We start from the raw sequence: 21009 nt of genomic DNA, 5'->3' as shown, positions 1-21009 counted from the left end.
CTTGATATCACGATATCATGCGTGCACGCAACAGCGGCCGATTCTGCGATCGCACGAAGCGGCGCTCGACCGCACCAGGGTGCGGCTCTCGTCCCCATCGTCAGTTCGAGAACCGGAGCTCCACCGGGTCACGTCGCCGATAGGCATCGGTCGAAACCGTGGCTCGGGACCCAGAGCCGATCACCGCAGATGTCGCACCACTCATGACCATCGACAGTGCGATCGTCTCCAGCTGAACTGCGGCTCGACCTGCTGTGACGAGATCTCGTCACGGACCGCGCGGCGTGCCGTGCGCTTCGCTGGGCCGCCACCACCGCTCTCTCGAGCTCTGCTCTGCGCCGCCGTTCCGGCATCCTGCGGACGCCGGCGAGCAGTTCGGCGAGCGTCACGGCCGTGATCGCGACCTCGTCATCGAGCGACTCCAGCCATGACGCCACCCGCGCATCGGGGTCTCGACGGAAGAGCTCGGAGATCACGTTGGTGTCAAGGACGATCATTCGAAGTTCACCGCGCGAGCGACATCGTCGCGATCAGGAACAAGAAGATCATCGGCTCCCCCGGCGCTCCGCGCGGCGTGCATCAACGCGACGCCGATGTTCGGACGCTGAGCCGCCTTGGTGAGGATGTCACGCACCTCGGCTTCCATCGAACGGACCGCACGCGGGGGTCACGCGTCGAACCGGAGCTCGACTGGGTCACGTCACAGAGGGGCGTCTACGCTCACGAGTGCTGAAGCACCAAGCCCGCGCCACCGGCGACGTCGGCGAAGGCCGGCGAGCGCGCTCCCGACCGGTGCGCGCGGCGTCTGTCAGACTCGGAGCATGGCCGAAGAGTCCCGTGGCGGTTCCGCTCAGGTGTTCCGCATCGAGGGTGCCCGCATCGACACGATCGAGGATCTGTACGCGCAGCTGAACGCGTTGCTGATGAAGGAGGAGGACTGGGAGCTCGGCGCAAGCCTGGATGCGCTCGACGACGTGCTGTACCGCTTCAGCCCGAGAAGCGCCGTCGGTCCGACGGTGTTCGTCTGGGCGGATCACGGGCGCAGTCGGGAAGCCCTCGGCCGGGCAGCGACCGAGCGCTGGCTTGAGGACAAGCTCCGTCACCCGCACTCCTTCGACGTGCGAGCGATCCGTGCGCAACGGGACGCGCTGATGTCCGGCGAGGGGAAGACCTACTTCGAGATCGTCCAGGACGTGTTCGCCGCACACGACCCGGACGTTCGCCTGGAACTGGACTGACCGCATCGACGCACGCCCGAGTCCCTCGACGTCACCGCTCTGCGCGTGCCATCCGGGAGTTCGGCCCGTTTCTATCCGCTTTGATCGCTCGATGACCGACCCGGGTCACACGTTGAAGCGGAACTCCACCACGTCCCCGTCCTGCATGACGTAGTCCTTGCCCTCGAGGCGGGCCTTGCCCTTCGCACGGGCCTCGACGACGGATCCGGTCGCGACGAGGTCCTCGAACGAGATGACCTCGGCCTTGATGAAGCCCTTCTCGAAGTCGGTGTGGATGACGCCCGCGGCCTGCGGCGCCTTCCAGCCCTTGCCGATCGTCCAGGCGCGCGCCTCCTTCGGCCCGGCCGTGAGATAGGTCTGCAGGCCGAGGGTGTCGAAGCCGATGCGCGCGAGCTGGTCGAGACCCGACTCGGTCTGACCCGTCGACGCCAGCAGCTCGGCGGCATCCTCGGGGTCGAGGTCGATGAGCTCCGACTCGATCTTCGCGTCGAGGAACACGGCCTGCGCGGGGGCGACGAGGGCGGCGAGCGCGGCCTTGCGAACGTCGTCGGTCAGCACGGCCTCGTCGACGTTGAACACGAAGATGAAGGGCTTGGCGGTGAGCAGCCCCAGCTCCTTGATCGGCCCGAGGTCGATGCCCGTCGCCGACAGCAGCTCGCCGCGCTGCAGGGCGTCCTGCGCGGCCTTCGCGGTCTCGAGCACGACGGGGTCGAGCTTCTTGCCGCGCACTTCCTTCTCGTAGCGCGCGATGGCCTTCTCGAGGGTCTGCAGGTCGGCGAGCTGCAGCTCGGCGTTGATCGTCTCCATGTCGGATGCCGGGTCGACCTTGCCGTCGACGTGCACGACGTCGCCGTCGGCGAAGCCGCGCACGACCTGCGCGATCGCGTCGGCCTCGCGGATGTTCGCGAGGAACTGGTTGCCGAGCCCCTCGCCCTCGCTCGCTCCGCGCACGATGCCGGCGATGTCGACGAACGACACGGCGGCGGGCAGGATGCGCTCGGAGCCGAAGATCCCGGCGAGCGTGTCGAGACGCGGGTCGGGGAGGTTCACCACCCCGACGTTCGGCTCGATCGTCGCGAACGGGTAGTTCGCCGCGAGCACCTGGTTCTTGGTGAGGGCGTTGAAGAGGGTCGACTTGCCGACGTTCGGGAGACCGACGATTCCGATGGTGAGAGCCACGGGCACCCAGCCTACCGGCGGATGGCCCGCGCCCGTGCCGGGCGGCCGCTACGGGCGGATGCTGCGGAACGCCTGCGTGACGTACGGCAGCTCGACCAGCCGCTCGCCCACGGCGCCGATCTCGTCGAACAGCTCGGCGGTCTCGCGGTCGATGCGCGCCTTCTCGTCGTCGGGCGCCGTGATGATGTAGCTGCGGGAGCGCACCATCGCGGTGAGGGTCTCGCGCGTCACGGCCCGCGACCACCGCCAGGTCTCACGCTCCAGCCCCGCGAACGGCGCCGCGATGGGCGGGTCTCCGGCCGCGAGCATGCGCTCGGCGTTGCTGCCCTTCATGATGCCGGTGAGCCGATGCACCCACGGCACGTCCTCGTCGCGCACGTTCCAGACGAGCCCCAGCACACCGCCGGAGCGCACGACGCGCGCGACCTCCGCGGATGCGGCGGCGGGATCGACCCAGTGCCACGCCTGCCCCAGCACGACGGCGTCGAGGGCCGCGTCGGGCAGGGGCATCCGCTCGGCGGCGCCGACGAACGTGGGCACGCCGGGCACCGCGTCGCGCAGTGCCTGGAGCATGTCGGCGTCGGGGTCGACGGCGACGACCTCGGCCCCGGCGTCGACGAGGGCGCGCGTGAGCTTGCCCGTTCCCGCGCCGACGTCGGCGACGCGCGGCCAGCGGTCATGCCGGCGCACCGGCTCCAGCATCCACGCGACGGCCTCGGCCGGATACTCGGGACGTCCCCGCTCGTAGACGTCGGCCGCTTGCCCGAATGATGTCGCCAGGTCGTCCGCGTTCGCCATGCTTCGACCCTACGCGGGGTCGCCGTCCCGCGGCGCGCCTGTCGCGCGGATCGGCGTCGGCGAGCGAGGCTGGAGCCATGCTGGAGTTCACTGCGATCGACTTCGAGACGGCGAACTCCTCGAGCGCGTCGGCGTGCGCGGTCGGGCTCGCGCGCGTGCGCGGCGGCCGCGTCGTCGATCGGGCCGGCTGGCTCATCCGTCCTCCGGCGGGCCACGACCGGTTCTTCGAGCTCAACACGGGCATCCACGGCATCGCCGCGGAGCACGTCGTCCACGCCAAGGGCTGGGCAGATCAGCTCCCCGATCTCGCCGCGTTCGTCGGCGCCGACGTGCTCGTCGCGCACAACGCGGGGTTCGACATGCGCGTGCTGCGCAGCGCGTGCGAGGCCACCGGCTCGGCGTGGGAACCCTATCGCTACCTCTGCAGCGTGCAGGTGGCGCGCAAGACCTACGCGCTCGACTCCTACCGCCTGCCGCTCGCGGCCGCCGCGGCCGGCTTCACCGATCTGCGGCACCACGACGCCGTCTCCGACGCCCTCGCGTGCGCGCACATCGTGATCGACGCCGCCCGGCGCGCGCGTGCCGGCGACGTCGCGCAGCTCGCGGCGGCCCTCGGGCTGCGGCTGTCGCAGCTGCCCGCCGCCGCCCCTGCGGCGGCCTGATCCGCTCCCCGCGGGGCGGGCTCCGGCGGATGTCGGAGGGTGCGGGCATGCTGAGGTCATGGATGCCGTCGCCTCTGTCGCCCTCGCCGTGCTGTGCCTGCTCGCCGGGCTCCTCGCCGGGTGGTTCGCCGCCTCCGCGCGCGGCGCCGCACGCGGCGAGGCGGCGCGCGCCGCGCTCACCGCGAAGCTCGCGGCGAACGAGGCCGCGTACGCGGCGCTCGCCGCGCAGTTCGACCAGCAGCGCACGCTGACCCGCGAGCTCGCCGACCGGGCGCGCGACGAGCAGGCCGCCCGCGACGAGCGCGAGCGGCGCGAGCAGCTGGTGCTGCGCGCCCTCGCCCCCGTGAGCGAGAGCCTGCAGGCCATGCAGACGCGCGTCGACCAGCTGGAGCGCGAGCGGCACGAGCAGCTGGGCTCGGTCGCCGAGCAGCTGCGGCGCACCGCCGAGCAGAACGAGGCGCTGCGCGCGACGACCGAGTCGCTGGCGGGCGCGCTGCGCTCGGGCTCGGTGCGCGGCGTGTGGGGCGAGACGCAGCTGCGTCGCGTGGTCGAGGCGGCGGGGCTCACCCGCTACGTCGACTTCGAGCTGCAGGCGACCGTCACGAGCGACGCCGGCGCGGGACGACCCGACATGGTCGTGCGCCTGCCCGGCGGCAAGGCGCTCGCGGTCGATGCGAAGGCGCCGCTCGACGCCTACCTCGCGGCGAGCGAGATCCCCGTCACCGCGACCGGCGCCGAGGCGACGCGACGCGCGTCGCTGCTCGCCGCGCACGTCGCGGCGGTGCGGGCGCACGTCGACGCGCTGGCGAAGAAGAGCTACTGGGCAGGCCTGACGGCGAGCCCCGAGTTCGTCGTGTGCTTCCTGCCGAGCGAGTCGCTGCTGGCATCCGCCCTCGACGAGGACCCGACGCTGCTCGACTACGCGTTCTCGCGGCGCGTCGCCCTCGCCTCGCCCGTGAACCTCTGGGCGGTGCTCAAGACCGTGGCGTACACGTGGACCCAACACGACGTGTCGTCGGAGGCGCGGCGCCTGTTCGACCTGGGCACCGAGCTGTACCGCCGGCTCGGCTCGCTCACGACGCACGCCGACGAGCTGCGGCGGGCCATCGAGCGCACGGTCGACAGCTACAACCGGTTCGTCGGCTCGCTCGAGACGCGCGTGCTCGTGACGGCGCGCAAGTTCCCGGGCATCGACGACACGAGACTCGACGCCGTCGCCGCGCCGGCGGTCATCGATCGCGGCACGCGACCGCTCACGGCTCCCGAGCTGCTGCACGCGCAGGACGACGCTGCCCCGCCCCGGGAGGAGGGGACGGCCGCCGAGATCGGCGAGCTGAGGTCACGGCTGACCCCGTGAAGGCCCCTCAGCTCGCGGGAAAGACGTTCAGCATGAGCACGACGCCCACGGTCACGAAGGCGAACGCGCCGATCATCCACCACGCGCTCACCTGGTGCCCGTCGGGCATGCGACGGCGGAGGAGGACGTCGGGTCGCCGTGCCGGGTCGTCGGAGACGGGACGGACCTGCGGCTGCTCGGATGCTGCGGACATGACTGCCTCTCGTGGATCACCTCATGCGCGGGCGCCCGACGCGCCGTGCCGACCGGTAGTGGTCAGTCGGATGCGCCGCACACCGCGGCCCATTGTGCCAGAGCCCGCGGCACGAACCCTGAGCGCGACCGGGAAGCCGCGAAAACGTGATCTTCGGCCGATCAGTCCCCGAAGACCGTCACAGCCACTTCGACGTGAGGTGCTCCGACGAGATGCGGCGCAGCGTTCCCGACCGGCCGCGCAGCACGACCGACTCCGTGTAGATGTAGTCGCCCTCGCGGCGCACGCCCGCGACGAGCTCGCCGTTGGTCACGCCCGTCGCGACGAAGATCGTGTTGTCGCCCTTGACGAGGTCGTCGGCCTCGTAGACCTCGTCGTCGCCGACGCGGAGACCGGCGTCGATGCCCCGCTGACGCTCGTCGTCGTCGCGCGGCCACAGCCGGCCCTGGATGTGGCCGCCCAGCGCCTTGATGGCGCACGCGGTCACGATGCCCTCGGGGCTGCCGCCGACCCCGACGCACATGTCGGTGCGCGCGTTGTGACGCGCCGCGTTGATGCCGCCGGCGACGTCGCCGTCGCTCATGAGGCGCGTGCCGGCACCGGCCTCGCGGATCTCCTCGATGATGCGGGCGTGCCGGGGGCGGTTGAGCACCGAGACGACGATCTCGTCGACGGGCTTGCCGATCGCCTTCGAGAGCAGGCGGATGTTCTCGCCGATCGGCAGGCGGATGTCGACGACGCCGACGCCCGCGGGGCCCGTGACCAGCTTGTCCATGTAGAACACGCTCGATGCGTCGAGCATCGAGCCGCGATCGGAGACCGCGAGCACCGAGAGCGCGTTGTTGCGCCCCTCGGCCGTCAGCGTGGTGCCGTCGATCGGGTCGACGGCGATGTCGCACTGCGGGCCGTCGCCGGTGCCGACCTGCTCGCCGTTGTAGAGCATGGGCGCGTTGTCCTTCTCGCCCTCGCCGATGACGACGACGCCGGCGAAGTCGACGGTCTGCAGGAACGCGCGCATCGCGTCGACGGCCGCCCCGTCGGCGAGCTCCTTCTGGCCTCGGCCGATGAACGGCACCGAGCGAATCGCCGCCGCCTCGGTGGCGCGCACGAGCTCGAGCGCGAGGTTGCGGTCGGGATGCAGGGGGCTCATGTCGGCCTTCAGACTCACCATGTTCGCTAGCCTACTCATTCGATCGATCCCTCCACGGCGGCTTTCGCCGGTCCGAGTGCGAAGGATTCTGGTTTCTTCTCTCTGCAGAGGGCTCATGAGAGCCGGAGGGTCCGGGCGCAGGTCGTCCCGCGCCCGGACCCATGGCCTACGCGGCGGCCGAGACCACGAGCCAGATGACGCTCGTGATCAGGAAGCCCGCCACGCCGAGCACCGTCGTCAGCACCGTCCAGCTGCGCAGGCCGTCGCTGACGCTCAGTCCGAGGTAGCGGGTCACGACCCAGAACCCCGAGTCGTTGACGTGCGACAGGCCGAGGGCGCCGAACGCGATCGCGAGCGCGATGACCACGATCTGCAGCGAGGAGTAGCCGCCGCCGGTGATCGCGCTCGAGAGCAGGCCGGCGGTCGTCAGGATCGCGACCGTCGCCGAGCCCTGTGCCGCCCGGAGCGCGAGCGAGACCAGGAAGGCCATGAGGATGATCGGCAGCCCCGTCGCGAGCAGCGTGTCGGCCAGAGCCTTGCCGATGCCCGACTCCGTCAGGATCCTGGCGAACGCGCCGCCGGCGCCCGTGACCAGGATGACGATCGCGGCGGGCGGGAGCGCGCCCTCGAACACGTCGGAGAGGTGCGCGGCGCTCCAGCCCCGGCGGATGCCGAGGAAGTAGCCGGCGAGCACGACGGTCACGAGCAGCGCGAAGACCGGCGCACCGATGAAGCCGAGCACGGCGCGCAGCGCCGAGTCGGCCGGAAGCAGCGTCGCGGCCGTCGTGCCGAGGCCGATCATCACGAGCGGGGTGATGATGAGCGTCAGGATCATGCCCGCCGACGGCGGAGCGAGGGTCTTCGTCGCAGTCTTCGCGGCGGAGGCACCGGCGGCGTCGACCTCGTCGCCGCCGCCGAACGCGTCGAACATCTCCTTCGTGCTCGCGAGCATGGGGTACTCACGACGGTTCAGCACCTTGGACACGAAGTGTGCCAGGACGCCGAGCGGGATCGCGATGAGGATGCCGAGGATCGTGAGCCAGCCCACGTCGGCGCCGAGCAGCGCGGCCCCGCCGACGATTCCCGGGTGCGGCGGCACCGCCACGTGCACCGCGAGCATGATGCCCGCGATCGGCAGGCCGAACTTCACCGGGTTGAGGCCCGCGGCGTGACTGAAGCCGTAGACGATCGGCACGAGGATGATGAATCCCACGTCGAAGAAGACCGGGATCGCGAGCACGAGCGCCGCCGCGGTGAGCGCCCCCGACACGCGGCGCGGTCCGAGCAGCTTCGTGAAGCGCCCCGCGAGGCTCGAGGCGCCGCCCGAGAGCTCGATGATGCGGCCGAGCATGGAGCCCAGCGCGACGAGGATGGCGACGGAGCCGAGCGTTCCGCCCATCCCGGCGATGATCGCCGGAATGATGCCGAGTCGTTCGGGGGTCGTCTCGGTCGCGGGCACGTTCGCGAGCGGCACGCCGGTCGCGAGACCGACGAGCACGCTGGTGATGAGCAACGCCAGGAAGGCGTTGACTTTGAAGCGGACGATCAGCACGAGCAGCAGGGCGATGCCCGCCGCGCCGATCGCGAGCAGCAAGGGTGTAGGCACGAGTGTCTCCTTCGACGTTCGAGGCGGGGTGGATCAGTTGCTGAGGCGCTGCGGCGCGACGACGCGGATGACCGCCGAGTCGTCGGCGGATCCGAGGCCCTGGGCGGCACCGAGCAGGTAGAGCTGCTCGGCGGCCGCCGCGATCGGCGTGGCCAGGCGCGCCGCGCGGGCGGCCTTGTTCACGATGCCCATGTCCTTGACGAAGATGTCGAGCTGGCTGAGCACCTCGGCTCCCCCGTCGTCGTACGCCTGCAGGATGCGCGGGCCGCGGTTGCCGAGCATGAAGGATGCCGCGGCGCCCGCGCCGAGCGCCTCCAGCGTGCGCTCGGCGTCGAGCCCGAGGGCGTCGGCGAGGGCGAGGGCCTCGGCGGCCGCGGCGATGTGCACGCCGCACAGCAGCTGGTTGACCGTCTTGAGCGCCTGGCCGTCTCCGGGCCGGTCGCCGACGACCGTGAGCGTGGAGGCGAGCCGCTCGAGCACGGGCTGCGCCTTCTCCCGGGCCTGCGGCGTCGCTCCCACGACGATGAGCAGGTCGCCGGCGCCGGCGCGGGCGGGGCCGCCGCTCAGCGGCGCGTCGACGAGGTCGATGTCGCGCTCGGCGAGCGCCGCGGCGACGCTCTGGATGCCGTCGGTGCCGACCGTGCTCGTGAGGATCACGATCGCTCCCGGGCGGAGCGCGGCGGCGATGCCGCGGTCGCCGAACAGCACGTCGTCCAGCTGCGCGGAGTCGCGCACCGCGAGCAGCACCGCGTCGGCGCCGGCGACGGCGTCCTCGGCCGATGCGCAGCGGGCCACGCCGGCCGCCTCGGCGAGCGCGAGCCGCGCCTCGGCGATGTCGAACCCGCGCACGGGCATGGTCTCGGCGAGACGCGTGGCCATGGGAAGCCCCATGGCGCCGAGTCCCAGGACGGCGACCGTCGTCGTTGTCATGGTGGTCCTTCTCTCTTCTCTGAGGGGGTGGAGGGGATGGCGGGCGGTCAGCCCTGCGCGGGAGCGCCGGAGGCGGAGATCGAGAGCTTCTCGACCGCCTCCGTGAGGGTCGTCTCGCCGCCGACGTTGCCGGCGAAGACGATGTACGGGATGCCGGCGGCGGGGCCGTCGGCGGGCTGCCAGACCGAGACCAGGCCGGGGAAGAGCGAGCCGCGAACGGTCGCCCGGGCGATCTGCAGGCCGCGGCTGGCGACGTCGCTCGAGGTGATGCCGCCCTTGGCGATGACGAAGCGCGGCCGGCGCGCGGCGATCGTGCGCTGCACCACCTCGACGAGGGCGTCGGAGACCTTCCGCGAGATCGCCAGGCTCTCGTCCGGGTCGTCGGTGCGCACGAGGGTGCGGCTGGAGTGGAAGACGACGTCGCCCGACGCGATGCCCTCGACGACGCGCGCGACGGCGGCGTCGATCGTGTCCCGCGCGGTGGCCGGGTCGAGCACGGACGGCACGTCGAGCTCGACGACGATGGCGGCGGGACGGTGCGCGAGCAGGTGCGCGAGCTGGCGGCTGGTCAGCCCCACGTGCGAGCCGACGACGACGAGGCCGCCCGGCGCGGTCTCGGCGCCGCTGTCGTCGATCTCGATCGGCGGGCGCTGCTCCTGGCCGATGCGCGCGCGGACGAACGGCGGACCCACGCGGTAGACGTAGTCGCGGCCGGCGGCCTCCGCCTGCTCCAGGCCGAGGGCGAGCTGGCGCAGGTCGTCCTCGACGACGACGTCGGCGGCCAGCACGCTGCCGGCGGGCGCGGCGAGGAGGGCGTCGGCGACGGCATCCGCCCCGGCCCGGATCGTGTCGAGGGCGAGCACGACGACCGCGTCGGCCGAGACGTCGCCGCCGGTCTTCTCCTCGACCCAGTCGGCGAGGAGCGAGGAGCGGTAGCCGAACGTCGAGTCGCGCGCGAACTCGGTCTCGCCCACGGGCGTGAAGGCGTCGCCGTCGGCCATGCCGTGCATGCCGCCGATCGTGATGCGTCCCGCGTCGGGGAAGGCGGGGACGAGCAGGACGCCGTCGGGCCGCTTCTCCCCCAGCTCGGCGAGCGTCTCGGCGATCGTGTCCGGCTCGAGCGGGAAGTGGCCGCGCAGCGTGGAGTCGCCGCGGCTCGCGAACGCGACCCGGATGCCGCGGGCCCGCGCCGCGGAGACGGCGCCGGTGACGACCTCGCGATTGATGCGGGCGGCGGTCTCGGGGTCGAAGCTGCGGGAGTTGGTGAGCACGTAGACGGCGGGCGCGCCGGAGTCGAACGCCCACTCGAAGTCGGCCGGGGTCCAGCCGGAGAGCACGGGCAGGTCGGCGACCGACTGCGTCCCCGTGGGGTCGTCGTCGAGCACGATGAGCACGCGGCCGGCCTCGCGGACCAGCTCGGCGATCCGATCGGGGTCGACGGGGCGCGGCTCAGGGTACGAGGCCAGCAATGTGTCGAGGTTCATGGCAACTCCGGTGTCTGAGACTTCTTTGTCAGCTACCTGCTAGCAGGTGTCATACAGGATAGAAGACAAAGCAGTCGCCGTCAACCCGCTCCTCCCCACCCGTCGCGGGGATGCCGCGGGCTGCCGCGCCGCCGGAGCCTCGGCCCCACCGGAGCCTTGCCGCGGCGGAGCTCTCAGTCGCGGCCGAGCACGTAGTGCGTCAGGTCGTCCAGCGTCTGCTGCATGTGAAGGTCCATCGCCGTGCGCGCCGCCGCCTCGTCGCGGGCGCGCAGGGCCTCGAGCACCCGCCGGTGCTCCGCGATCGCGTGGCTCTGGATCTCGGGGACGCGCGACGTCTCGGCGCGCCGCTCGGCCAGCACGCGGGTGATCGGGTCGAACAGCGCGGCCAGGAAGATGTTGCCCGAGCCGCGCATGATGACGTCGTGGAAGCGCAGGTCCGCCGCGACGAACGCGTCGACGTCGCCGCGTGCGCTGGCATCCCGCATCCCGTCGATGCACCCGTCGAGCTCGACGAGCGCCTCGTCCGAGAGCCGGGTCGCCGCGAGGGCCGCCGCCTCCGTCTCGAACATGCGCCGCACGGCGATGAGCTGCACCGCCACGTCGCCGTCGTCGGCGTGCGCCGAGCGATAGCGCACGAGCGCGTCGATCGAGCGCCACTCGTCGATCGGCCGCACCGACGAGCCGATGCCGGACGCCACCTGCACGACGCCCTGCGCCGTGAGCACGCGCAGCGCCTCGCGCACGGTGACCCGGCTGACCTCGAACTCCTCGCCGATCTCCGCCTCGCTGGGCAGCGCCGCGCCGACGTCCAGCTCGCCCGCGACGATGCGGTCGAGCAGGGCGTCCGCCACGACGTTCACGAGCGACTTGCGTGCCATCCGTGCGCCACCCTCTCGCATTCTCCCGCCCCGGGGTCCCCGGCTCCGCGACCAGCCTATCCAGGAGCGTCGGCGCCGCATGTCGCGATGCCGCGGCGAAGGGCCGTTTTTCCCCGGCCGCGCTCCCAGCCGAGCGGACAAAGTGGATAGAGTCGGAAGCGCTCACCACAGTCGATCCGAGGAGCTGACATGCCCATCGCCACCCCTGACCAGTACGCAGCGATGCTCGACCGCGCCAAGGCCGGCGGGTTCGCCTTCCCCGCGATCAACGTCTCGAGCTCGCAGACGGTCAACGCCGTGCTCCAGGGACTCGCCGAGGCCGGCTCCGACGGCATCCTCCAGGTGAGCACGGGCGGTGCCGACTACTTCGCGGGCCACACCGTCAAGGCGCGCGCCACGGGCGCGATCGCCTTCGCCCGCTACGTGCGCGAGGTCGCCAAGAACTACTCGATCACGGTCGCCGTGCACACCGACCACTGCCCGAAGGAGGCGCTCGACGGCTTCGTGCTGCCGCTCATCGCCGCGAGCGAGGAAGAGGTCAAGGCGGGTGGCGAGCCGATCTTCCAGTCGCACATGTGGGACGGCTCCGCGGTGCCGCTCGCCGAGAACATCGAGATCGCCAAGGACCTGCTCCCCCGCATGCGCAACATCAACGCGATCCTCGAGGTCGAGATCGGCGTCGTCGGCGGCGAGGAGGACGGCGTCAAGCACGAGGGCTCGAACGACGCGCTCTACACGACGCTCGGCGACGTGACGCAGGCCGTCGAGGCGCTCGGCCTCGGCGAGAACGGCCGCTACATCGCGGCCCTCACCTTCGGCAACGTGCACGGCGTCTACAAGCCGGGCAACGTCAAGCTGCGCCCCGAGCTGCTCGGCGAGATCCAGGAGGGCATCGCCGCGAAGTTCGGCACGGGCCCCAAGCCGCTCGACCTCGTCTTCCACGGCGGCAGCGGCTCGAGCGCCGAGGAGATCGCCACGGCGGTCGCCAACGGCGTCATCAAGATGAACATCGACACCGACACGCAGTACGCGTTCACGCGCTCGGTCGCCGGCTACATGCTGTCGAACTACGACGGCGTGCTCAAGGTCGACGGCGAGGTGGGCAACAAGAAGCAGTACGACCCGCGCGCCTGGGGCAAGGTCGCCGAGTCGGCGATGGCCGCCCGCGTCGTCGAGGCGACGCAGCAGCTCGGCTCGGTCGGCAACTCGATCAGCGCCTGATCCTCGCGCGGGCCCGCACCGCGCAGATACAGGAGAAATCACGGGGACAGGACAATTCCAGCGGAAACGTCCTGCCCCCGTGATTTCTCCTGCTGCGGTGAGCGGGATGGATGCCGGTGGATGCCGGGCGAGCGGCGCCGACGGCCGGTCAGCGGCCGAAGTGCGCGGCGATGCCGGGGTCGCCGAGGATCGGCACGCTCAGGCAGATGCTGGCGATCAGGAACGTGACGATCGCGCCGACGAGCGGGATCCACCAGGCCACGCGCCCGCGGCGCAGCGCGCGCACGGATGCCAGGGCCGTGACGACCCACCCGAGGCCGAACACGACCGCGCCGATGTGCCCCCACACGCGCCCCTGCGCGAAGTTGGTGAACTCGGCGTCGACGCCGGCGACGTCGATCCACGCGTCGACGAAGCCCTGGAAGTCGAGCAGCTGCGGAATCGCGGTGAGCACCGTCAGCAGCCCGTAGGCGAGCAGCGCGATCGTCAGCACGCGATCGGCCGTGCGCCGGGGCCGCGCCGCCGTGGTCGTGGCGCGCTCGGGCTCGGGAGCCGGGTGCGGGGCCTGCGGCAGCGGCTGCCGGATCGCCGCCCGCTGCTGCTCGGGGGTCGCGTACTCGCCGTACTGCGGCACGGGCCGCGGCTCGTCGGGCGTGCTCACGGACGCGACCGTCCGCCGCGCGCCTCGCCCTGCTGGCGCAGCTCCTTCGGCAGCGAGAACATGAGGTCCTCGTGCGCCGTGCGCACCTCCTCGACGTCGCGGTAGCCGGCGCCGGCGAGCTCCTCGAGCACCTCGCGCACGAGCACCTCGGGCACCGAGGCGCCGCTCGTCACGCCGACGGTGGCGACGCCGTCGAGCCACTCCTGCCGGATCTCGTGCGCGTAGTCGATGCGGTGCGCGGCCTTCGCGCCGTGCTCCAGCGCGACCTCGACGAGACGCACGCTGTTCGACGAGTTCGCCGAGCCGACGACGATGACCAGATCGGCGCCGGTCGCGACCTTCTTGATCGCGACCTGACGGTTCTGCGTCGCGTAGCAGATGTCGTCCGTCGGCGGATCGCTCAGCTGCGGGAAGCGCGCGCGCAGGCGCCGCACCGTCTCCATCGTCTCGTCGACCGACAGCGTCGTCTGCGACAGCCACACGACGCGCGACGGATCGCGCACCTCGACCGTGTCGGCCTCGTCGGGCGAGTTCACGATCGTCACGTGGTCGGGCGCCTCGCCCGCCGTGCCCTCGACCTCCTCGTGGCCGGCGTGGCCGATCAGGAGGATCTCGTAGTCGTCGCGTGCGAAGCGCACCGCCTCGCGGTGCACCTTCGTGACGAGCGGGCACGTCGCGTCGATCGCGTGCAGGTCGCGGTCCGCGGCGGCCGAGACGACGGCCGGCGCGACGCCGTGCGCGCTGAAGACGACCGTGGATCCCTCGGGCACGGCATCCACCTCGTCGACGAAGATCGCGCCGCGGGCCTCCAGCTCGCGCACGACGTGGATGTTGTGCACGATCTGCTTGCGCACGTAGACGGGGGCGCCGTATTGCTCCAGCGCCTTCTCGACGGCGACCACGGCGCGGTCGACGCCCGCGCAGTAGCCGCGCGGCGCGGCGAGGAGCACGCGCTTGTGTCCGGGCACCGGGTTATTCTGGAGCCGTCCGCGCGGCCCCGGCACGCGCGGTGCCGGCAGGGAGACGGTGGTCGAGCTCACGTCTCGATCCTATCGACGCCCGTCTGAGCCGTACCCGAGAGAAGCGCCCGGAAGGGGTCAGATGCCGTCGTTCCAGGCCGAGGCCGGCGAGACCGCGCCCCCCGACGCCGTGCACCCGCGCGATTCGTCGCCGCAGGCGCCCACGTCGGTGTCGCGCCTCAACGAGACGATCCGCGACTTCGTGCAGCGCTGGGGCGCGGTGTGGGTCGAGGGCGAGATCACCTCGTGGAACCTGCGCGGCGGGCACGTGTTCGGGCGTCTCAAGGATGCCGAGACCGATGCGGCGCTCTCGTTCCGGCTCTGGTCGTCGACGCTGCAGCGCGTCACCGACGACCTGAAGGTGGGCGACCGCGTCGTCGCGTGTGTCAAGCCCGACTACTTCATCAAGACCGGCGACCTCACCTTCACGGTCTCGTCGATGCGGCACACGGGCCTCGGCGACCAGCTCGAGCGCCTCGAGCGGCTGCGCGCGCAGCTGCGGTCGGAGGGCCTGTTCGACGCGTCGCGCAAGAGGCCCGTCCCCTTCCTGCCCGGCGTGATCGGCCTCATCACGGGCGAGCGCAGCGACGCGGAGAAGGACGTGCACCGCAATGCCGAGCTGCGCTGGCCGCAGGTGCGCTTCCGCACCGTGCACGTCGCCGTGCAGGGCGAGCGATGCGTGCCCGAGGTGCTCGCCGCGCTGCAGACCCTGGATGCCGATCCCGAGGTCGACGTCATCGTCATCGCGCGCGGCGGCGGCGACCCGCAGACGCTGATGGGCTTCAGCGACGAGCGCCTCGTGCGCGCGGTGGCGGCGGCATCCACGCCCGTCGTCTCGGCGATCGGTCACGAGAACGACCACCCGCTGCTCGACGACGTCGCCGACCTGCGCGCGTCGACGCCGACGGACGCCGCGAAGAAGATCGTGCCCGACGTCGCCGAGCAGCGCGCGCTCGTGCAGCAGCTGCGCAGCCGCGCCTACACACGGCTCGCGCAGCGCGTGGCGCACGACATCGCCCAGCTCGAGCAGCTGCGCTCCCGCCCCGCGCTGCGCGACCCCGAGTCGATGCTCACAGGGCGTGCGCACGAGCTGTTCACGCTCGTCTCGCGCGGCCGCGACCAGATGCGGCGACGGCTCGAGACCGCCGAGCGGCGAACGGCCGAGCTGCGCGCCGGCCTGCGCGCGCTCTCCCCCGGTGCGACCCTCGCCCGCGGCTACGCCATCGCCCACACCGGCGACGGCACGATCGTGCGCGACGCCGCGCAGGCCCCGGCCGGCACCGCCGTGACCGTCACCGTCGCCCGCGGCTCCTTCGCCGCCCGCTCCGACGGCGAGATCCCCGAAGACGGGTAGTCCGATCCCCACCCCGCTGGTCAAGTGCCCACGCCACAGCCCCTCCTCCCACCCCGCTGGTCGAGTGCCCGCGGCGCGGCCGCGGGTGTATCGAGACCGATGTAACGGACCGTGGGAAGGGTTTCGATACGCGCGCTGACGCGCGCTACTCAACCAGCGGGCGTGGGGCCGACGCTGGGCATCTTCCTCCCGCTGGTTCCTCCAGCTGGTCGAGTGCTCGCGGCGGAGCCGCGAGTGTATCGAGACCCTTCCCACGGACCGATACACGGGTTTCGATACGCGCGCTGACGCGCGCTACTCAACCAGCGGGGGTCGCGGGCAACCAGCGGGCGTGGGGGGCACCGGTCACCACCATCGCCCCCACGCCGTCATCGCCCCCTACCCACACTCCGCTGGTCGAGTGCTCGCGGCGGAGCCGCGAGTGTATCGAGACCCTTCCCACGGACCGTTACACAGGTCTCGATACGCGCGCTGCTCGCGCTGCTCAACCAGCGGGGGTGGGTGCGGGCATCCGTCCGGGCGGGCACAGCGTGTCGGCGGGGCGCCGTAGGATGGAGGGCATGACCGCCGACCTCGTCGATGTGGCGGGCCTCTCGTTCGAGGAGGCTCGCGATGAGCTCGTGCGCGTGGTCGCCGAGCTGGAGCAGGGCGCGCCCACGCTGGAGCAGTCGCTCGAGCTGTGGACGCGCGGCGAGGCGCTCGCCGCGCGCTGCGACGAGTGGCTGCTCGGCGCCAAGCAGCGCCTGCAGGCCGCCCGTCCGTCGGCCGAGACCACGGAGGACTGATGGCATCCACCCCGCGCGTCGTCGCCGAGCTCGGCCGCCCCGAGACGCCCGACGAGACCGCGGCGCGCAAGGCCGCGTCGTCGCGCGCCTACCGCTCGAGCCAGACCTTCCGCAACCTCCTCGTCGCGCTCGGCGTCACGCTCGTCGTCGTCGCGATCGTCATCTTCGGCGTGCCGCGCGGCTCACTGCCCGGCCAGGAGTCCGTCGACGTCGCGGCGGCGGCCGAGGCCGCCCAGGCCGGGCTCGGCCGCACCTTCCTCGCCCCCGAGGTCCCCGAGGGCTGGCGCGCGAACACCGCCCGCATGGAGCGCGCCGCCTGGGTCGTCGTGTTCACCCCCGACGTCTTCGACTCCGACCAGGGCTTCGTGCGCCTCACGCAGGCGCCCGCCGACGACGAGCGGTGGGTCACCGAGACGGTCGGCGGCTTCGCCCCGACCGGGACCGTCGCAATCGACGGTGTCGTCTGGGACGAGTACGACGTCGCGACGTCACGCGGCACCGAGGTGACCTACGGGCTGTCGACCCGCGTCGGCGGCGATATCGTCGTCTTGGCCGGACCGACCACGGCCGACGACGCCGCGCTCATCGCCGCCGCGCTCGCCGATGACATCCGCGCCCTGCAGAGAGGGAACTGAATGAGCGAGGTCCGCACGCCGCGCGACGCCTGGAACGCGATGAAGCAGGGCAACGCCCGCTTCGTCGAAGGAGCCCCGCGGCATCCGCGGCAGAACGTCGACCGTCGCAACGAGCTCGCTCACACGCAGACGCCGATCGCCGCCCTGTTCGGCTGCTCCGACTCGCGCCTGGCCGCCGAGATCATCTTCGACATGGGCCTGGGCGACCTGTTCGTGATCCGCAACGCGGGTCAGGTCATCTCCGACTCGGTCATCGGCAGCATCGAGTACGCCGTCGCGGTGCTCGACGTGCCCCTCATCATCGTGCTCGCGCACGACGAGTGCGGCGCCGTGCGCGCCGCGATCGACTCGACGGGCATCGACGCGCCGACGCTGCCGGTGCACATCTGGAAGCACATCGCCCCGATCGTGCCGGCCGTGCGCCGCGTCATGCGCTCGGGCGCCGTCACGGTACCCGAGGCGGTCGACGCGGAGGAGGTCGGCCGCGAGCACCTGCGCGACACGGTCGCCGACCTCCTGCACTCGTCGGATCTGATCAGCGAGGCCGTCCGCGAGGGACGCCTCGCGATCGTGGGCGCGAACTATCGCCTCGCCCAGGGCGCGGTGGTTCCCGCCGTCGCCGTCGGCCTGCCGGAAGAGTCCTGACCCCGGAATCCTGACCTCCATCCGCACTCCGCATCAACGAACGCAAGAAACGAGGACGTGACTGCCATGACCGACGCCGTCGAGTACCGCATCGAACACGACACGATGGGCGAGGTGCGCGTGCCCAAAGATGCGCTCTACGCCGCCCAGACCCAGCGAGCCGTCGAGAACTTCCCCATCTCGGGCAAGGGGCTCGAGTCGACGCAGATCGCGGCGCTCGCGCGCATCAAGAAGGCCGCGGCCCTCGCGAACAAGGAGCTCGGCACGCTCGACGGCGCCATCGCCGACGCCATCGCGTGGGCGGCCGACGAGGTCGTCACGGGCCGCTACGACCAGCACTTCCCCGTCGACACCTACCAGACCGGCTCGGGCACGTCGTCGAACATGAACATGAACGAGGTGCTCGCGACCCTCGCCACCGACAAGCTCGGCGCGACCGTGCACCCCAACGACCACGTCAACGCCTCGCAGTCGTCGAACGACGTGTTCCCCACCTCGGTGCACATCGCCGTGACGCAGGCCCTCATCGACGACCTCATCCCCGCCCTCGATCACCTGGCCGTCGCGCTCGAGGCCAAGGCCGAGCTGTGGAAGGATGCCGTCAAGTCGGGCCGCACCCACCTGATGGACGCCACGCCTGTGACCCTCGGCCAGGAGTTCGGCGGCTACGCCCGCCAGATCCGCCTCGGCATCGAGCGCGTGCAGTCGACGATCCCGCGTGTGGGCGAGGTGCCCCTCGGCGGCACGGCCGTCGGCACCGGCATCAACACCCCCCTCGGCTTCCCGCAGAAGGTCATCGCCCTGCTGCAGGCCGAGACCGAGCTTCCCATCACCGAGGCGAAGGACCACTTCGAGGCGCAGGCCAACCGCGACGGCCTCGTCGAGGCCTCGGGCGCGCTGCGCACGATCGCGGTGTCGCTCACGAAGATCAACAACGACATCCGCTGGATGGGCTCGGGGCCCAACACGGGACTCGCCGAGATCCACATCCCCGACCTGCAGCCGGGCTCGTCGATCATGCCGGGCAAGGTCAACCCCGTCGTCCCCGAGGCCGTGCTGATGGTCGCGGCCCGCGTGATCGGCAACGACGCGACCGTGGCATGGGCCGGCGCGTCGGGCGCGTTCGAGCTGAACGTCGCGATCCCGGTCATGGGCACCGCGCTGCTCGAGTCGATCCGCCTGCTGTCGAACGCGACGCGCGTGCTCGCCGACAAGACGATCGACGGCCTCGAGGCCAACGTCGAGCGCGCCGCCGCCTACGCCGGCATGTCGCCGTCGATCGTCACCCCGCTCAACAAGCTCATCGGCTACGAGGCCGCCGCGAAGATCGCCAAGCACTCGGTCGCCAAGGGCATCACGGTGCGCGAGGCGGTCATCGACCTCGGCTACGTCGAGCGCGGCGAGCTCACCGAGGCGCAGCTCGACGAGAAGCTCGACCTGCTGTCGATGACCCACCCGGGCTGATCGATCGGCGCCGGATGACGGAAGGCACGACCGACCGGCGCGCGATGCGACTGCGCATCGCCGCGCTGGTCGCGGTCGTCGTGGGCACGGGCTTCGCCCTTACGGCGCTGGCCCTGGTGCTGCCGATCGTCGTCCGCGGCGGCTCGCTGGCGTGGCTCCCGGTCGTGCTCTTCGCGATCGGGGGCACGCTGACGACCGCGACCGCCGGCGCCCTCGCCTGGGTGCTGGCCGGAGCCCTCGCGCCGTCGCCGGAGCCCGTCGCGCACGAGCGCACCGCACCGCCCGCCGCGCCCTCCCCCGAGACGCCGCCCGCGCCGCTGCCGGCCGCCCACGAGGACACGGCCGCGACCGACCGCGCCGACGCGTCGTTCCAGGCGCAGCGCCGTCTGCTCGACGACATCCGGCACGAGCTCAAGACGCCGATCACGATCGTGCGCGGCCACCTCGAGATCATGGACGCCGCGGACGGCGACGACGTCAACGCGGTGCGTCAGCTCGGCATCGCCGAGCTCGACCGCATGACCCGGCTCATCGGTGACATCGACGTGCTGGCGACCGTGGAGGCGGGGCAGGTCGAGATCGGCGACGTGCACCTGCCGACGCTGTCGGCCCGCCTCTTCGAGCTCGTCGCGGTGATCCCCGGCCACGCGTGGAGCATCGAGGAGACGTCGGATGCCGTCATCCGCGGCGACCGCGACCGGCTGCTGCAGGCGTGGCTGCAGCTCGCCGACAACGCCGCGAAGTACACCCCCGCGGGCACGCCCATCGAGGTGGGCTGCGCCGCGCACGCCGCCGCGGCGCAGTTCTGGGTGCGCGATCACGGCCCCGGCGTGCCGCCGGCGCTGCGCCATCGCATCTTCCGGCGCTTCGACCGCGGCAACGGCCGCCGCACCGTCGGCGGCTCCGGGCTCGGGCTCGCGATCGTCGACGCGATCGCCAAGGCGCACGGCGGGTCCTGCCGCGTGGCCGACACGCCCGGCGGCGGCGCGACCTTCACGCTGGAGATCCCGATCGGCACCTCCGCCGCCCTGCCCGCCCCCGTGCGCGCCGGCGACGTGCTGCAGCAACGAGAGGCGAACCCATGACACGCATCCTCGTCGTCGACGACGAGCCCGACATCCTCTCGCTCGTGACGCGCGGCCTCGCCGCCGACGGCCACGAGACGGTCACGGCCGAGGACGGTCCGGAGGCGCTCGACCATGTGGAGGCGGGTGACATCGACCTCATCGTGCTCGACGTGGGGCTGCCGACGATGGACGGCTTCGAGGTGCTGCGGCATCTGCGGGCGCGCGGCGAGACGATGCCGGTCATCATGCTCACGGCCCGCAGCGCCACCGCCGACACCGTCGAGGGGCTCGACGCCGGGGCGAGCGACTACGTGCCGAAGCCGTTCTCGGTCGTCGAGCTGCGCGCACGCGTGCGCTCACGGCTGCGCGAGCGCGGCGAGGTGTCGGCGCTCACGCGCGGCGACGTCGCCCTCGACCTGCTCGCCCGCCGGGCGACGCTCGGCGGCCGCGAGGTCGTGCTGTCGGCGCGAGAGTTCGCGCTGGCCGAGCAGTTCCTGCGGCATCCGGGCGAGGTCCTCACGCGCGAGGCGCTGCTGCGCAGCGTGTGGGGCATGGACTTCGACCCGGGCTCGAACGTCGTCGACGTCTACGTGCGCTACCTGCGCACGAAGTTCGGCCCCGGCTGCATCGAGACCGTGCGCGGCGAGGGATACCGGTGGCCGTGAGGCGCTGCCCCGCCACCG

23 protein-coding genes are annotated in these 21009 nt (G+C 72.1%); 11 read left to right on the top strand and 12 right to left on the bottom strand.

From position 1 onward, the window contains the following. Positions 1-128: 128 nt before the first annotated feature. Complete coding sequence (locus tag AOA12_RS22550) at positions 129-497, bottom strand: PIN domain-containing protein (RefSeq protein WP_082406079.1); 369 nt, start codon at positions 495-497, stop codon at positions 129-131. After that, the gene (locus AOA12_RS22545) at positions 494-634 is read right to left on the bottom strand and encodes a toxin-antitoxin system (RefSeq protein WP_231637204.1); all 141 of its coding nucleotides are present in this window, start codon (positions 632-634) and stop codon (positions 494-496) included. The genes AOA12_RS22550 and AOA12_RS22545 overlap by 4 nt, the downstream gene beginning before the upstream one ends. A gap of 187 nt (positions 635-821) precedes the next feature. Here AOA12_RS22545 and AOA12_RS08030 point away from each other — a divergent pair, with 187 nt between their 5' ends. Continuing rightward, positions 822-1238, top strand: a complete 417-nt coding sequence (locus AOA12_RS08030; protein ID WP_054681812.1) for a barstar family protein — start codon at positions 822-824, stop codon at positions 1236-1238. A 105-nt stretch (positions 1239-1343) separates the two neighbouring features. Here the strand turns inward: AOA12_RS08030 and ychF are convergent, their stop codons facing one another. Further along, positions 1344-2417: a redox-regulated ATPase YchF gene (gene ychF, locus AOA12_RS08025; protein ID WP_054681810.1), complete on the bottom strand. Its 1074-nt coding sequence runs from the start codon at positions 2415-2417 to the stop codon at positions 1344-1346. A 48-nt stretch (positions 2418-2465) separates the two neighbouring features. Then, positions 2466-3215: a class I SAM-dependent methyltransferase gene (locus AOA12_RS08020; RefSeq protein ID WP_054681808.1), complete on the bottom strand. Its 750-nt coding sequence runs from the start codon at positions 3213-3215 to the stop codon at positions 2466-2468. A 77-nt stretch (positions 3216-3292) separates the two neighbouring features. Here AOA12_RS08020 and AOA12_RS08015 point away from each other — a divergent pair, with 77 nt between their 5' ends. Both AOA12_RS08015 and AOA12_RS08010 read left to right on the top strand, forming a co-directional pair. After that, the gene (locus tag AOA12_RS08015; protein ID WP_054681806.1) at positions 3293-3877 is read left to right on the top strand and encodes an exonuclease domain-containing protein; all 585 of its coding nucleotides are present in this window, start codon (positions 3293-3295) and stop codon (positions 3875-3877) included. Between the two features lie 58 nt (positions 3878-3935). Further along, entirely contained in the window at positions 3936-5234 is a 1299-nt protein-coding gene (locus AOA12_RS08010) for a DNA recombination protein RmuC (protein ID WP_054681803.1), read from the top strand. 7 nt (positions 5235-5241) lie between these two features. Here the strand turns inward: AOA12_RS08010 and AOA12_RS08005 are convergent, their stop codons facing one another. From AOA12_RS08005 to AOA12_RS07980, 6 genes are all read right to left on the bottom strand, one after another. Next, positions 5242-5427, bottom strand: a complete 186-nt coding sequence (locus AOA12_RS08005; protein WP_054681801.1) for a hypothetical protein — start codon at positions 5425-5427, stop codon at positions 5242-5244. Between the two features lie 178 nt (positions 5428-5605). Beyond that, entirely contained in the window at positions 5606-6598 is a 993-nt protein-coding gene (gene glpX / locus AOA12_RS08000; RefSeq protein ID WP_054681799.1) for a class II fructose-bisphosphatase, read from the bottom strand. Positions 6599-6743: 145 nt separating this feature from the next. After that, positions 6744-8183 carry a GntP family transporter gene (locus AOA12_RS07995; RefSeq protein ID WP_082406076.1) on the bottom strand — a complete coding sequence of 480 codons (1440 nt, stop codon included), beginning with the start codon at positions 8181-8183 and terminating at the stop codon, positions 6744-6746. Positions 8184-8216: 33 nt separating this feature from the next. Further along, a complete protein-coding gene (locus AOA12_RS07990) occupies positions 8217-9113 on the bottom strand; it encodes an NAD(P)-dependent oxidoreductase (protein ID WP_054681796.1) in 897 nt (298 codons plus the stop codon). Between the two features lie 47 nt (positions 9114-9160). Further along, positions 9161-10597: a four-carbon acid sugar kinase family protein gene (locus tag AOA12_RS07985; RefSeq protein ID WP_054681794.1), complete on the bottom strand. Its 1437-nt coding sequence runs from the start codon at positions 10595-10597 to the stop codon at positions 9161-9163. A 173-nt stretch (positions 10598-10770) separates the two neighbouring features. Continuing rightward, positions 10771-11475 carry a FadR/GntR family transcriptional regulator gene (locus AOA12_RS07980; protein WP_054681792.1) on the bottom strand — a complete coding sequence of 235 codons (705 nt, stop codon included), beginning with the start codon at positions 11473-11475 and terminating at the stop codon, positions 10771-10773. 189 nt (positions 11476-11664) lie between these two features. On the opposite strand from AOA12_RS07980, the gene fbaA reads away from it, so the two are divergent. Next, positions 11665-12696, top strand: coding sequence for a class II fructose-bisphosphate aldolase (gene fbaA, locus AOA12_RS07975; RefSeq protein WP_054681790.1), 1032 nt, complete (start codon positions 11665-11667; stop codon positions 12694-12696). Between the two features lie 148 nt (positions 12697-12844). Here the strand turns inward: fbaA and AOA12_RS07970 are convergent, their stop codons facing one another. Continuing rightward, a complete protein-coding gene (locus AOA12_RS07970) occupies positions 12845-13357 on the bottom strand; it encodes a DUF6264 family protein (protein ID WP_054681788.1) in 513 nt (170 codons plus the stop codon). Beyond that, complete coding sequence (locus AOA12_RS07965; RefSeq protein WP_197281078.1) at positions 13354-14397, bottom strand: 4-hydroxy-3-methylbut-2-enyl diphosphate reductase; 1044 nt, start codon at positions 14395-14397, stop codon at positions 13354-13356. Before AOA12_RS07965 ends, AOA12_RS07970 begins: the two co-directional genes overlap by 4 nt. 61 nt (positions 14398-14458) lie before the next feature. Here AOA12_RS07965 and xseA point away from each other — a divergent pair, with 61 nt between their 5' ends. The 7 genes from xseA (at position 14459) to AOA12_RS07930 (ending at position 20991) form a co-directional block, all read left to right on the top strand. Next, a complete protein-coding gene (gene xseA, locus AOA12_RS07960) occupies positions 14459-15730 on the top strand; it encodes an exodeoxyribonuclease VII large subunit (RefSeq protein WP_054681786.1) in 1272 nt (423 codons plus the stop codon). A 551-nt stretch (positions 15731-16281) separates the two neighbouring features. Next, positions 16282-16515 carry an exodeoxyribonuclease VII small subunit gene (locus AOA12_RS07955; RefSeq protein ID WP_082406075.1) on the top strand — a complete coding sequence of 78 codons (234 nt, stop codon included), beginning with the start codon at positions 16282-16284 and terminating at the stop codon, positions 16513-16515. Next, on the top strand, positions 16515-17150 hold the full coding sequence (locus AOA12_RS07950) for a DUF4245 family protein (protein ID WP_054681782.1): 636 nt from the start codon (positions 16515-16517) through the stop codon (positions 17148-17150). The genes AOA12_RS07955 and AOA12_RS07950 overlap by 1 nt, the downstream gene beginning before the upstream one ends. Beyond that, complete coding sequence (locus AOA12_RS07945) at positions 17151-17795, top strand: carbonic anhydrase (RefSeq protein WP_054681780.1); 645 nt, start codon at positions 17151-17153, stop codon at positions 17793-17795. Between the two features lie 66 nt (positions 17796-17861). Continuing rightward, positions 17862-19259: a class II fumarate hydratase gene (locus AOA12_RS07940; protein ID WP_054681778.1), complete on the top strand. Its 1398-nt coding sequence runs from the start codon at positions 17862-17864 to the stop codon at positions 19257-19259. A 14-nt stretch (positions 19260-19273) separates the two neighbouring features. After that, the gene (locus AOA12_RS07935) at positions 19274-20344 is read left to right on the top strand and encodes a sensor histidine kinase (RefSeq protein ID WP_231637203.1); all 1071 of its coding nucleotides are present in this window, start codon (positions 19274-19276) and stop codon (positions 20342-20344) included. Then, entirely contained in the window at positions 20341-20991 is a 651-nt protein-coding gene (locus AOA12_RS07930; protein WP_054681776.1) for a response regulator transcription factor, read from the top strand. The genes AOA12_RS07935 and AOA12_RS07930 overlap by 4 nt, the downstream gene beginning before the upstream one ends. Positions 20992-21009: the final 18 nt, after the last annotated feature.

Source organism: Microbacterium sp. No. 7, assembly GCF_001314225.1.
GTDB lineage: Bacteria > Actinomycetota > Actinomycetes > Actinomycetales > Microbacteriaceae > Microbacterium.
This window is presented reverse-complemented; position numbering and strand designations above follow the sequence as displayed.